The following is an 11712-nucleotide window of genomic DNA, read 5'->3' as shown; positions in this document are numbered from 1 at the left end:
TCGTCTTGACGCGCCTGCCGGGCCGGTGAGGCAACTCGTCCGGTGCCCCAGCGTGTTGACCGGAGTATGAGATCTCCTCTTCGATCCACCGTCCGCATGGCGGCGGCCTCGCTGCTGCTGGCCGCCGGGCTCCTGGCGGCGGGCACGCAGACACCGGCCGTCGCCGCCGTACCGAATGCGACCGCCGCCGTCACCGTCGCGACCGCCACGTACGACCTCGGCGACACGGCGTTCACCGATCCGGAGTCCGGCACGGTCAGCGAGGTGCGGGCCGTCGTGCACTATCCGCGTCATCTGACCGGGCGACTGCCGCTGGTCGTCATGTCGCACGGCTCCTGGTACGCCTGCGACGACCCGGACGCGCAGACCTGGCCGTGCCCGGCGGGCTCGCACCCGTACCCGAGCTACCGGGGCTACGACTACCTCGGCCGGGCGCTGGCCGAGCGCGGCTTCGTCGTGGTCTCGCTCAGCGCCGACGGCATCAACATGACGTCCTTCGACTACGGCGACCGCGCCCGCCTGATCAATGAACACCTGCGGCTGTGGCGGGACTTGGCCGACGGCGGCGGCGCTCTGAAGGGCCGCTTCACCGACCCGGCGACCGGCCGCAAGGTCGCGCCCGCGTTCACCGGCCACGTCGACATGACGCGCGTCGGCACCCTGGGGCACTCGCGCGGCGGCAAGGGCGTCATGTGGCAGGCGTCGGACAAGCACCGCGCCGAGTGGCCGACGGGCGTACGGGTGAAGGCCGTTCTCGCGCTGGCGCCGGTCAAATTCGACTACCCGGAGGGCGAGAACAGCGACACCCTCGACACGCAGGTGCCGTTCGCGGTCGTCACCGGCACCTGCGACGGAGCCGTCCGCGAGCAGGGCCAGGAGTACCTGGACGACATAGCGGGCCTGAACTCCGTGACGGACTTCTCCCTCTCGGTCCGGAACGCCAACCACAACTACTACAACCGGTCCTGGACACCGCCGGCCTCGCTCGGCGAGGACGACAGCACCTGCCCCGCGCAGGAGCTGACCCCCGCCCACCAGCAGGACGCCCTCACCGCGTACGCCGTCGCCTTCTACCGCTACGAGCTGTACGCCGATCCCGCCGGCCTCCCCGTCCTGACCGGCCGCCACCCCCTTCCCCACACCCCCGCCACCACCCGCGTAGCCCTCCCCGCCACCACGTCCTAGTTCCTAGGGTCCTTGTGGGCCCCGCCCGCTCGCGGCGGCGTGCCGTACGCGGGTCACGGCCTCAGGGCTTGAGGAGGGCGTGGAGTTCGGCTTCGTAGAGCTGGGCGGGGTCGAGGGACATGCCGGTGAAGTGGCCGGCGGCTTCGAGGGAGAGGACGCCGTGGAGCCGGGTCCAGCAGGTGAGGGCGCGGTGGAGGGCGGTGGCGGGGGCGGGGTGGGGGTCGGCCCATTGACGGTGGGCGGCCAGGTGGGTGTCGAAGGGCGTGACGGGGGCGGTGGCGTCGGGGTCGAGGGCGACGCAGGCGTCCAGGAGGACGGACATGATCTCGGACGCGATGCCGGTGATGTCGTCGGGGGCGTGGTAGCCGGGGACGGGCGTGCCGTAGAGGAGGAAGTAGCGGTGCGGGTCCTCCAGGGCCCAGCCGCGCAGGGCGTGGGCGAGGGCGGCCAGCTCGGGCCGGGAGTCGTAGGCCGAGGCGGCGGCGTGGACGCTGAGGAAGGTGTCGGCGAGGCTGCGGTAGCCGTCCCTGACCAGTTCGGTGATGAGTTCGTCGCGCCCGGCGAAGTAGCGGTAGAGCGCGGGGCCGCTCATGCCCATCTGTTTGGCGATGGCGTTGAGGGAGAGCGCTGAGGCGCCCGCTGTCGCGATCTGCTCCCACGCGTGTTTCTTGACCTCCTCGCGGACCTGGGCCCGGTACCGCTCGCGCGGGGTGGTGGTGGTCGTCGTACCCGGTTCAGCCACTGGCCTTGCCTCCTTCCCGTAGGTCGTGCCCGTGTGTCGTTCTCACATCACGTTAGTTAGAGGCTATCACGAACGCTATTGACACTCCCGACCGTGAGGTGTTAGAACTTCTAACGAACGCAAACGCCAGTAACGAGCAGATCGCAGCGGAGGCCGCCATGAACACCACCGAAGAACTCACCGAGGTCGTCCTGCCCGGCAAGGTCGAGCCGGAGGGCCTCCAGGTCCGGCACGGCGCCGTCCCCGCGCCGGGCCCCGGCCAGGTCGTCGTGCGGATGGAGGCCACCGGCGTCTCCTTCGCCGAGCAGCAGATGCGCAGGGGCCGCTACTACGACCAGCCGCCGTTCCCCTTCGTGCCGGGTTACGACCTGGTCGGCACCGTGCAGGCGGCGGGCGAGGGCGTCGGCACGGACCTGGTCGGCACGCGGGTCGCCGCGCTCACCAAGACCGGCGGCTGGGCCAGCCACGTGCTGGTCGACGCGGCCGACACCGTCCCGGTGCCCGAGGGGGTCGGCGCGGCGGAGGCCGAGGCGATGGTGGTCAACGGCGCCACCGCCTGGCAGATGCTGCACCGCAAGGCGCGGGTCCGCGCCGGACAGACCGTCCTCGTGCTCGGCGCGAACGGCGGCGTCGGCTCCGTCCTGGTCGAACTGGCACGGGTCGCGGGCGTCAAGGTGATCGGCACGGCGTCCGTACGGCACCACGACGCGCTCCGGGAGCGCGGCGTCACCCCGGTCGACTACCGCGCGGGTGACGTCGCCGCCCAGGTCCGCGCCCTCGCGCCCGGCGGCGTGGACGCCGTCTTCGACCACGTCGGCGGCCGGGGCGTCGTCGACTCGTGGCGGCTGCTCGCGCCCGGCGGGGCGCTCGTCTCGTACGGCACCGCGTCCACGCTCGACGACGAGGGCTCCAAGCAGTGGCCCGTGCTCAAGATCATCGCCCGCGTCTGGGTCTGGAACACGCTGCCCAACGGCCGCCGCGCCTACTTCTACAACCTCTGGGCCGGAAAGGCCCTGGCCAAGGACCGCTTCCGGGCCCGGCTGCGCGCCGACCTCACCGAGGTCTTCGCCGCGCTCCAGCGCGGCGACGTCACCGCCCGGATCGCGGCCCGACTGCCGCTGGCCCGCGCGGCGGAGGCGGTCCGGCTGGCCGAGTCGCGGACGGTCAGCGGGAAGGTCGTCCTCACGGCGTGACGTGCCCGGCCCCCCGGTCGGGCACAGGCCCGGCCGGTCCGGCACCGGCACCAGCTCACCGCTGACGCCCGGCAGCGGTCACAGCCCCGGTCACGGCAGCGGCAGGGCATCGGCCTTGCGGAGCAGCGCGGCGCGTTCGCGGGTGTTGGGGCAGTGGCGGGCGGCCAGGTGGAGGGCGGCGCGGGCTTCGGCGGTGCGGCCGAGGCGCGCGAGGAGTTCACCGCGCACGGTGGGCAGGAGATGCGAGTGGGAGAGGTGACCGGCGGCGGCGAGTTCGTCGACGAGGTCGAGGGCCGGCTGCGGCCCGTGGGCCATCGCGACGGCGACCGCGCGGTTGAGGTCCACGATCGGCGAGGGAGCGATCCGGCCGAGGGCTTCGTAGAGCACGACGATCCGTTCCCAGTCGGTCGCGGCGACGGAGGGCGCGGAGGCGTGGCAGGCCGCGATGGCCGCCTGGAGGCCGTACGGGCCGAGGCCGCGTCCGACGGCGGAGGCGCGTTCGAGAGCCGCCCGGCCACGGCGGACCGCCGAGCGGTCCCACAGGCGCCGGTCCTGGTCCTCCAGGAGTACGGCCTCGCCGTCGGGTCCCGTGCGGGCGGGGAAGCGGGCGGCGGTGAGTTCGCACAGGGCGAGCAGGCCGTGCACCTCGGGCTCGCGCGGCAGCAGCGCGGCCAGTACGCGGGTGAGCCGGATCGCCTCGTAGGCCAGGTCGGGGCGCAGGAGGTCGTCGCCGGACGTCGCGGTCGAGCCCTCGGTGAAGATGACGTAGAGCACGCTGAGGACGCCGCCGAGCCGTTCCCGCCGCTCCTCGGCCGGTGGCAGCGCGAACGGGACCCCGGCGGCGGCGATCGTACGTTTCGCGCGGGTGATCCGCGCCTGGACGGTCGGCACCGGCACCAGGAAGGCGCGCGCGATCTCCTCGCTGGCCAGGCCGCCGACCGCGCGCAGGGTCAGGGCCACGCGGGCCTCGGGCGAGAGGACCGGGTGGCAGGAGATGAACATCAGGGCCAGGAGGTCGTCGTCGATGCGGTCCGGGTCCCAGGGCAGGTCGGCGTCGGCCGCCGAGCCCACGCCCGTACCCGAGCCCATTCCCGTACCCGCGTCCTCGGCCGCCTCCCCGGCGAGCAGCGCGTACCGCTGGTCCAGCGCCGAGCGGCGGCGGAAGGCGTCGATCGCCCGCCGCCGCCCGGTCGCGAGCAGCCAGCCCACCGGGTTCGCCGGTGTGCCGTCGCGTGACCAGCCGGCCAGCGCCTCGGCCAGGGCCTCCTGCGCCACGTCCTCGGCCAGTTCGAAGTCCCCGGTGTAACGGGCCAGGGCCGCCACCACGCGGGCCGACTCGATCCGCCAGACGGCCTCGACGGCGCGACGCGCGGCCTCCGTACTGCGGGGAGCCGGCCCGCCGGGGGCCGACCCGCCGGGGGCCGACCCGTCGGGAACCGGCCCGCTCAGATCTGGCCCGTCCGCTCGCGCCACGCCCGCTCCTTGGTGATCCACTCGTTGTCCTGCGGGAACTCCTCGATGCTCGGCACCCGGCGTACCTCGCACTTCGACCCGGCGACGGCGGGCAGCCGCTTCGCCCACTCGACCGCTTCCTCCTTCGAGGCCACGTCGATCAGGTAGAAGCCGCCGAACAGCTCCTTCGTCTCGCCGTACGGGCCGTCGGTGACCACCGGCGCCTCACCGCTGAAGTCGACCACGACCCCCTGGCCCGGGTCGTCGAGACCCTCCGCCGCCACCAGGACCCCGGCCCGGATCAGCTCCTCGTTGAACCGGCCGACCGTCTCCAGCATCTCGTCGAACGGGGTCTCCATCATCTTCGCGACGGACTCGTCCGTACCCCGCATGATCAGCATGTACTTCGCCATGACCGCTCTCTCCGCTCTGTTCCGTGCGTTCAGCGCCGATGCGCTCCGGAGGCCGTTTCCCGACCCTCTCACCCCCAAGGTCGAACGGCACGGGAGCGGATCGACACGGCGGGCGGATCGGATCAGGAGAATTTACGGGACCGGGCCCGGGACGGGTGCCGGGACCGGCTCGGCATCCGCGTCGGCATCGGCATCGGCGTGGGACGGCGTGCGGTACGCCCGGAGCGGCGCGTTCGTCGCGGCCACGGCCAGCACCGCCAGGACGGCGGACACCCCGCCGAGGACCAGGGAGAACGGGGCGGAGGTCGCCGAGGCCAGCAGGCCGCCGCGGAAGTTGCCGAGTTCGGGGCCCGCGACACCGATCACGTGCTCCACGGAGGACACCCGCCCCCGGTAGGCGTCCGGCGTCTCCCACTGGACCAGGGCGCTGCGCGTGACGACGGACACGGTGTCGGCGGCCCCCGCCGCGGCCAGGCAGCCGAGCGCCAGCCACAGCGGCCCCGCCAGCCCGAACCCGGCCAGCGCCAGGCCCCAGACCACGGCGGCGGAGAGCTGTACGAGGCCGCCGCGCCGCCAGCGGGTCACGGTGCCGGAGAGCAGACCGGCCGTGATGCCCCCGACCGCGACGGCCGAGAGGAACAGGCCGAGGGTCCGCGGGTTGCCGCCGAAGCGGATCTCGTTGACGAGGGGGAAGAGCGCCACGGGCATGGCGAGGAGCGTCGCGGCCAGGTCGGTGGCCATCGAACCCCACAGCGTGGGTCGGCGCAGGACGATCCGCCACCCGCCGCGCTCGGGACGCCGCCGAGCGCCCCGCGCGGAAAGCCGACGACCACCCCGCGAGGGCCCGGACGCACCGCCCTTCGCGAGCCGACGCCAGCCGCCTCCGCCCGCCGTGGTCTCCGGCCCCCCGCCCCCCTCCGGCCGCATCGCCGGCAGGCGGATCACCGCGAGCACCGAGACCGCCATGGTCACGGCCTGAACCCCGTACGCGGCCGGGAAATCCCACCGGGCGATGATCAGTCCGGCCAGGGCGGGCCCGGCCAGCATCGCGGCCTGGAAGGAGACGTTGGTGAGGGCGAGCCCGGCCGCGACCTGGTCGCCGGGCAGCAGCCGGACGGGGAACGTGCGCCGGGCGGGAGCGCCGAGCGCGCTGAAGACGGTGGCCAGCGCGACGAGGGCGAGCAGGAGCAGGACGTTCCTGTTGTGCGCCAGGGCCTGGGCGAACAGGAGCGCGGCGACCAGGAGTTGGCCCGTGGTGGTGGCGCGTACGAGCGCGCGGCGGTCGACGGTGTCGGCCAACGCGCCGCCGATCAGCCCGAAGAGCATCATCGGCAGGCCGGTGGCGAGCCCGATCGCGCCGGTGCCGACCGTACTGCCGGTGAGGTCCCAGACCTGGGCGAGGACGGCCACATTGGCGATCTGGCCCCCGAGTTGGGAGACGGAGGTGCCGATCCACAGGTCACGGAAGGGCTGACTGCCGCGCAGCGGACGGGTGTCGAGGAACCGGACGCGTATCCGTCCGCTCACTTCGGCCCGCTCACTTCGCCCGCTCACTTCAGCCCGCTCTTCGGCCCGCTCACTTCGGCGGCTCGACAAGGCGGTTGAGGATGCGCTGCCGCATCGACCGATGTTCCAGCGCGCGCCGCACCTCCTCGACGACGGCGGTCATGGCGTACGGCACCTCGGCGTCCAGTTCGGCGACGGTCTCGTGGGTGGCGCGCCACTCCGCCTCCAGGAACGGTACGAGCGACCGGCCGCGTTCGGTCAGGTCGATCCGCCGGGTGCGGGCGTCGGGGCCGGGCTGCGAGGTGACCAAGTCCTCCTTGCGCATGGCGGCGACGGTCTGGCTGATCGCGGAGTGCGAGCGGTTCAGGGACGTCGCCAGCTCGCGGATGGTCAGCGGCCCGGTGTGCGCGAGCCGGATCAGCGGATACGCGAACCGGGGCCGTACGCCCGTGATGCCGCGCTCGACGTAGAGCTGCTCGATCTCGGCGTCCATGGCCGCCAGCAGCTCGTGCAGGGCGTGCCAGGGGTCGGGCAGCGCGGTGGGATCAGAAATTGTCACAGCGCTAATATAACAGCACTGCGACAATCACGGCGGCCCGGGAACACGGAGGAGATCGGGGCGGGCTTTCCCTTGTACGAAGCGACATTTCGTGGCTCCGGCCGGCCGCCCGTACGGTCCGCCGCATGGACAGAAGCTTTCAGACGGCCGAAGAACTCAGCGCCGCCCTGCGCGCCGGTGACGTGACCTCGGCGGAACTGACCGACGAGGCGATCGCCCGTATCGAGCGGGACGACGCGGCGGTCAACGCGATCTGCGTGCCGGACTTCGACCGCGCGCGGGCCGCCGCGCGCGACGCCGACGCGGCGCGGGCCCGTGGCGAGGACCGGCCGCTGCTCGGCATTCCGGTGACGGTCAAGGAGTCGTACGACGTGGCCGGGCTCCCCACGACCTGGGGCATGCCGCGGCACCGGAACCACCTGCCGGCCGAGGACGCGGTGCAGGTGTCGCGGCTCAGGGCCGCGGGCGCGGTGGTGCTCGGCAAGACCAATGTGCCGGTGGGGCTCCAGGACATCCAGAGCTTCAACGAGATCTACGGCACCACCAACAACCCCTGGGACCACGGCCGTACGTCGGGCGGCTCCTCCGGCGGATCGGCGGCGGCCCTCGCGTCCGGGTTCGGCGCGCTGTCCATCGGCTCCGACATCGCCGGTTCGCTGCGCACCCCCGCGCATTTCTGCGGTGTCTACGCGCACAAGCCGACGCTCGGGCTGGCGGCGAACCGCGGCATGGCCCAGCCGCCCGCGGCGGCGCTGCCGGTCGACCTCGACCTCGCCGTCGTCGGCCCGATGGCGCGTTCCGCACGCGACCTCGCGCTCCTGCTCGACGTCATGGCAGGACCCGACCCGCTGACGTCCGGTGTGGCGTACGCGTTGACGCTGCCGCCCGCTCGCCACGAGCGGCTCGGCGACTTCCGGGTCCTGGTCCTCGACCAGCACCCGCACATTCCGACCGGGGCCGCGGTGCGGGCGGCCGTGGGCCGGGTGGCCGACGCGCTGGCCGACGGCGGCGCCCGCGTCGAACGGCACAGTCCGCTGCTGCCCGATCTGGCCGAAGCCGCGGTGGTCTACACACAGCTCCTGATGTCGAGCTCCACCGCGCACTTTCCCGTCGAGGCGCAGGAGCGACTGCGTTCCCTCGCGGCCGAGTTGAGCCCGGACGACCAGAGCCTGGAGGCGACGCGGCTGCGCGCCATGGTGTTCAGCCACCGCGACTGGCTCGCGGCGAACGGCCGCCGCGAGCTCCACCGGCACGGCTGGCGGCGGTTCTTCACCGAATTCGACGCCGTGGTGTGTCCGATCACGCCCACCCCCGCCTTCGCGCACGACCACAGCCCCGATCCGAGGCAACGCCGGATCGACATCGACGGCGTCGGCTACCCGTACTTCGACCAGCTCGTCTGGGCCGGTCTGCCCACCATGCCCGGCCTGCCCGCCACCGCCGTACCCGCGGGCCGGTCCCCCGAGGGCCTGCCGGTGGGCGTCCAAATCATCGGCCCGATGTTCGAGGACCGCACCCCCCTGCGCCTGGCCGACCTCCTCGAACCGAAGACCGGCGCCTTCCGCCCCCCGTCGTAATCCCCGCCTCAGCGGGCCGGGGTGGTGGGGTGGTGGTCGGGCCAGGGGAGGGCGTAGGCGGAGGTGGGGGTGCGGGTGCGGGTGCGGGTGCGGGTGCGGGTGAGGCGGGTGAAGCGGAGGAGTTCGGGGACGATGCCGGCGGTGCCCATGGCCCAGCCGGGGTGGGGTTCGAGGGTGCTGGGGGTGGCGCGGTGCTCGATGTTGGACCAGCGGGCGCCGTCGCGGTCGCGGGTGGCGCGGGAGGAGATGTCGGCGACGAGGAGGCGGGCGAAGTCCGGGGGGTCGCCCTGTTCCGCCAGCCGGTCGCAGGCGAGGGCGAGGACGCCCGCGGTGCCGCAGCAGCGGCCGTTGTTGTCCCAGAAGCGGGGCCGCAGGCGGCGGGGCAGGCCGGAGTGGGTCACGGTGTGCCAGCAGCGGTCGGCGAGCGCCTGCCAGGCGGCGGGCTCGTCGAGGACGTCCCGGAGCAGCCGGAAGACCTGGGCGTCACCGGCCGGGCCGTGACACCAGCCGTAGCTGTAGCGCTCGATGAGTTCGGGCCGGTCCTGCGGGTCGGAGTGGGGCACGAGGAAACCGTCCGGGCCGTCCTCGTCGCGCGCCACGACATCGGCGGCGCCCGCCCGCGCCAGCTCGACCAGGTCGGTGCGGCCGGTCGCCGAGCCGACGCGGGCCAGCGCGTACACGATGCCGAGCGTGCCGTGCGAGAGGTGGTGCAGGCGCGGGGCCGCGTCGGTGCGCACCTCCCAGTGGACGCCCGCCGGGGTCCGCTCGGCCGTCCGCAGATACGGCTCCACGGCGAGCACGGCCAGATCGGCGTCGCCCACCGCCAACGCGCCCAGTCCGATACCGGCGTTGCCACCGAGCAGTTCGAACAGCACGCCCCAGCGCGTCCCGTCGAAACGGGAGCGCACCAGGTCCATGGCCCGCGCGGCGGCTGCCCCGGCCTCCGGAGCCCCCAACTCGTCGTGCACGGCCCGCAGCGCGAACGCCATGCCGGTCAGGCCGAAGTACAGCGAGCAGCCGTCCCAGCCGTCGACGGCTGCGGCCACACTGCGGGCGGCGCGCACGGCCGCGTCGCCGTACCGGTCGTCGCCGAAGTGCCGCCGCGCTTCGAGGAGTACGGGGATCACACCGGCCGTACCGCTGTAGAGCGAGGCGTCCAGCTCGTAGTCCGAGGGCGTGGTGGTCCAGGCGAGGCCGCCGTCCTCGCCCTCCCGCGCGTTCGCGAGCAGCCAGCGCAGCGCCTCCGCCGACAACTCCTCGACCTCGTCCGCTGTTACGTCTGTTGCGTCAGCCGTCATAACACCCACTTTGGCACGCTCTCGCTACGGGGCGGCTTCCGGGGGAAGGGGCAGGTCGAGTTCGGCGCGGAGCGTCTTGCCGACGGGGTCGCGGGGGAGGACGGACCAGCGGGTGGCGAGGGCTTCGACCAGGAGGAGGCCCCGGCCGGAGTCGGAGAGGGGGGAGGCGGGGCGGAGGTGGCCGGGGGCCGGGGGGCGGCGTTCGGCGCGGGCGTCGGAGACGTCGATACGGAGAAAGGTCGCCGTGAGGCGGATACGGAGTTCGAAGTCGCGCCCGGCGACGCGGCCGTGGGTGGCGGCGTTGGTCGCCAGCTCGGCCACCAACAGGGCAGCGGTCTCGGCCAGTTCTGTGCCGTGCGGGACGCCCCACAGGTGAAGCTCGTTCGACGCCGTGTGCCGCGCCAGCCGGGCCCCGCGCCGCGTGGCGCTGAACCGCTGACTGAACTCACGTTCGGTCACGGGGAGTTCGTCCATCGTTGGTGCTGTCATACCGCCCAATGTGGCCCCGGCCCGGCCCCTCCCACCAGGGTCCCGCCGCGTACGCTGCGCCAGCGTACGCGCACAAGACGTAGACAGTACCCGTCACCCCCTGTGAGCATGGTCCGACTCGATGTGGTCAAACGGGCGGGCGCGCGGGAGGTGGCCGAGGATGGCCGATGGCATGGACGGTGCGGACGACAACGGTATGGGTACGTTCGGCAGCGAGCCCGAGACCTCGGACAGCTTGCGCACCTTCGGTGCGTTTGTCCAGGCCCTCAGGGAACACGCGCGCCTCAGCCGGGAGGAGTTCGGCAACCAGGTGCGCTTCTCCAAGCACACGATCGCCTCCATCGAGCAGGGGCGACGCATGCCCGACGCCGACTTCGTGGACCGCGCCGAGCCGGTTCTCGGCAACACCGGTGCTTTACGCAAGGCGCTCGACCATGTCGGGCGGCAGCCCGGCCTCGCGGCCTGGTTCCACCAGTGGGCGCGCCTGGAGAAGACGGCGATCAGCCTCGACACATACGACTGCCGGATCGTTCCTGGGCTGTTGCAGACGGCGGCATACGCGCGTGCTGTCTTCGAGAGCGTCCCACCGCTGGTCAGCGAGAAGGCCATCACCGAGCGCGTCACAGCGCGGCTCGAGCGGCAGGCCCTGCTGTCCACCCACCGCGATCGGCCATGCGCGTTCAGCTTCATCCTCGAACAGGCCGTTCTCGAAAGGCATACCGGCGGCGAGGACGTCACGCGGGAGTTGCTCGAGCATCTGCTGGATGTCGCCGCGACGCACTGGAACATCGTGTTGCAGATCATGCCGCTCCAACGGCCCGTCCACGCTGGCCTGGACGGACCGCTCGCTCTCCTGGAGACGCCGAAGAACCGCTGGTACGCCTACTCCGAGGGGCAGAAGAACGGCCGCCTCATCGGAGACCTGAAGGAGATCAGCGAGCTCCAACAGCGGTATGCAAAACTTCGCTCGCAGGCTCTGACCCCCGAAGACTCGCGGGGCCTGCTGGAGCGAATGCGAGGAGCCCTATGAACACATCCGATCTGGCCTGGTTCAAGAGCAGCTACAGCAGCGGCAGTCAGGGCGATTGCGTCGAGGTGGCGGCCTCCTGGCACAAGTCCAGCTACAGCGGATCTGAGGGCGACAACTGCGTAGAGGTCTCGGCCTGCCCGAGCACCGTCCACGTGCGGGACTCGAAGGACAAGGAAGGGCCCCAACTCGCCTTCTCCCCCGCCCAGTGGGCGGACTTCCTGAGGTTCGCGGGCCAACTCTGAGGCCGGCGGGGTAGGCGACTCCTGGA

12 protein-coding genes are annotated in these 11712 nt (G+C 72.8%); 5 read left to right on the top strand and 7 right to left on the bottom strand.

Annotation, left to right across the window (positions count from 1 at the left end):
- Positions 1-96: 96 nt before the first annotated feature.
- A complete protein-coding gene (locus BGM09_RS35545; RefSeq protein ID WP_188285872.1) occupies positions 97-1185 on the top strand; it encodes an alpha/beta hydrolase family protein in 1089 nt (362 codons plus the stop codon).
- 61 nt (positions 1186-1246) lie between these two features.
- Here the strand turns inward: BGM09_RS35545 and BGM09_RS35540 are convergent, their stop codons facing one another.
- Positions 1247-1927, bottom strand: a complete 681-nt coding sequence (locus BGM09_RS35540) for a TetR/AcrR family transcriptional regulator (RefSeq protein WP_188285871.1) — start codon at positions 1925-1927, stop codon at positions 1247-1249.
- A gap of 158 nt (positions 1928-2085) precedes the next feature.
- Between BGM09_RS35540 and BGM09_RS35535 the strand changes: the two genes are divergently transcribed.
- Positions 2086-3120, top strand: coding sequence for a medium chain dehydrogenase/reductase family protein (locus tag BGM09_RS35535; RefSeq protein ID WP_188285870.1), 1035 nt, complete (start codon positions 2086-2088; stop codon positions 3118-3120).
- Between the two features lie 90 nt (positions 3121-3210).
- Here the strand turns inward: BGM09_RS35535 and BGM09_RS35530 are convergent, their stop codons facing one another.
- The 4 genes from BGM09_RS35530 to BGM09_RS35515 all read right to left on the bottom strand — a co-directional run bounded on the left by BGM09_RS35530 (position 3211) and on the right by BGM09_RS35515 (position 7050).
- A complete protein-coding gene (locus BGM09_RS35530) occupies positions 3211-4593 on the bottom strand; it encodes an RNA polymerase sigma factor (RefSeq protein ID WP_411158411.1) in 1383 nt (460 codons plus the stop codon).
- Entirely contained in the window at positions 4566-4985 is a 420-nt protein-coding gene (locus BGM09_RS35525) for a YciI family protein (protein ID WP_188285869.1), read from the bottom strand. Before BGM09_RS35525 ends, BGM09_RS35530 begins: the two co-directional genes overlap by 28 nt.
- Positions 4986-5117: 132 nt before the next feature.
- Complete coding sequence (locus BGM09_RS35520) at positions 5118-6512, bottom strand: MFS transporter (RefSeq protein WP_188285904.1); 1395 nt, start codon at positions 6510-6512, stop codon at positions 5118-5120.
- 49 nt (positions 6513-6561) lie between these two features.
- Positions 6562-7050, bottom strand: a complete 489-nt coding sequence (locus BGM09_RS35515; protein ID WP_188285868.1) for a MarR family winged helix-turn-helix transcriptional regulator — start codon at positions 7048-7050, stop codon at positions 6562-6564.
- Between the two features lie 125 nt (positions 7051-7175).
- Here BGM09_RS35515 and BGM09_RS35510 point away from each other — a divergent pair, with 125 nt between their 5' ends.
- Positions 7176-8627 carry an amidase gene (locus BGM09_RS35510; RefSeq protein WP_188285867.1) on the top strand — a complete coding sequence of 484 codons (1452 nt, stop codon included), beginning with the start codon at positions 7176-7178 and terminating at the stop codon, positions 8625-8627.
- An 8-nt stretch (positions 8628-8635) separates the two neighbouring features.
- Here the strand turns inward: BGM09_RS35510 and BGM09_RS35505 are convergent, their stop codons facing one another.
- The gene (locus BGM09_RS35505) at positions 8636-9925 is read right to left on the bottom strand and encodes a lanthionine synthetase LanC family protein (RefSeq protein ID WP_188285866.1); all 1290 of its coding nucleotides are present in this window, start codon (positions 9923-9925) and stop codon (positions 8636-8638) included.
- Positions 9926-9949: 24 nt separating this feature from the next.
- A complete protein-coding gene (locus tag BGM09_RS35500) occupies positions 9950-10414 on the bottom strand; it encodes an ATP-binding protein (protein ID WP_188285865.1) in 465 nt (154 codons plus the stop codon).
- Between the two features lie 160 nt (positions 10415-10574).
- Between BGM09_RS35500 and BGM09_RS35495 the strand changes: the two genes are divergently transcribed.
- Both BGM09_RS35495 and BGM09_RS35490 read left to right on the top strand, forming a co-directional pair.
- The gene (locus tag BGM09_RS35495) at positions 10575-11444 is read left to right on the top strand and encodes a helix-turn-helix domain-containing protein (RefSeq protein ID WP_188285864.1); all 870 of its coding nucleotides are present in this window, start codon (positions 10575-10577) and stop codon (positions 11442-11444) included.
- Complete coding sequence (locus BGM09_RS35490; RefSeq protein ID WP_188285863.1) at positions 11441-11686, top strand: DUF397 domain-containing protein; 246 nt, start codon at positions 11441-11443, stop codon at positions 11684-11686. Before BGM09_RS35495 ends, BGM09_RS35490 begins: the two co-directional genes overlap by 4 nt.
- Positions 11687-11712 lie beyond the last annotated feature (26 nt).

Origin of the sequence: Streptomyces sp. CBMA29 (assembly GCF_014596445.1) — a bacterium.
Lineage (GTDB): Bacteria > Actinomycetota > Actinomycetes > Streptomycetales > Streptomycetaceae > Actinacidiphila.
Note: the sequence above shows the minus strand (reverse complement) of the source record. Positions and strands in the feature narration are given on the sequence as shown.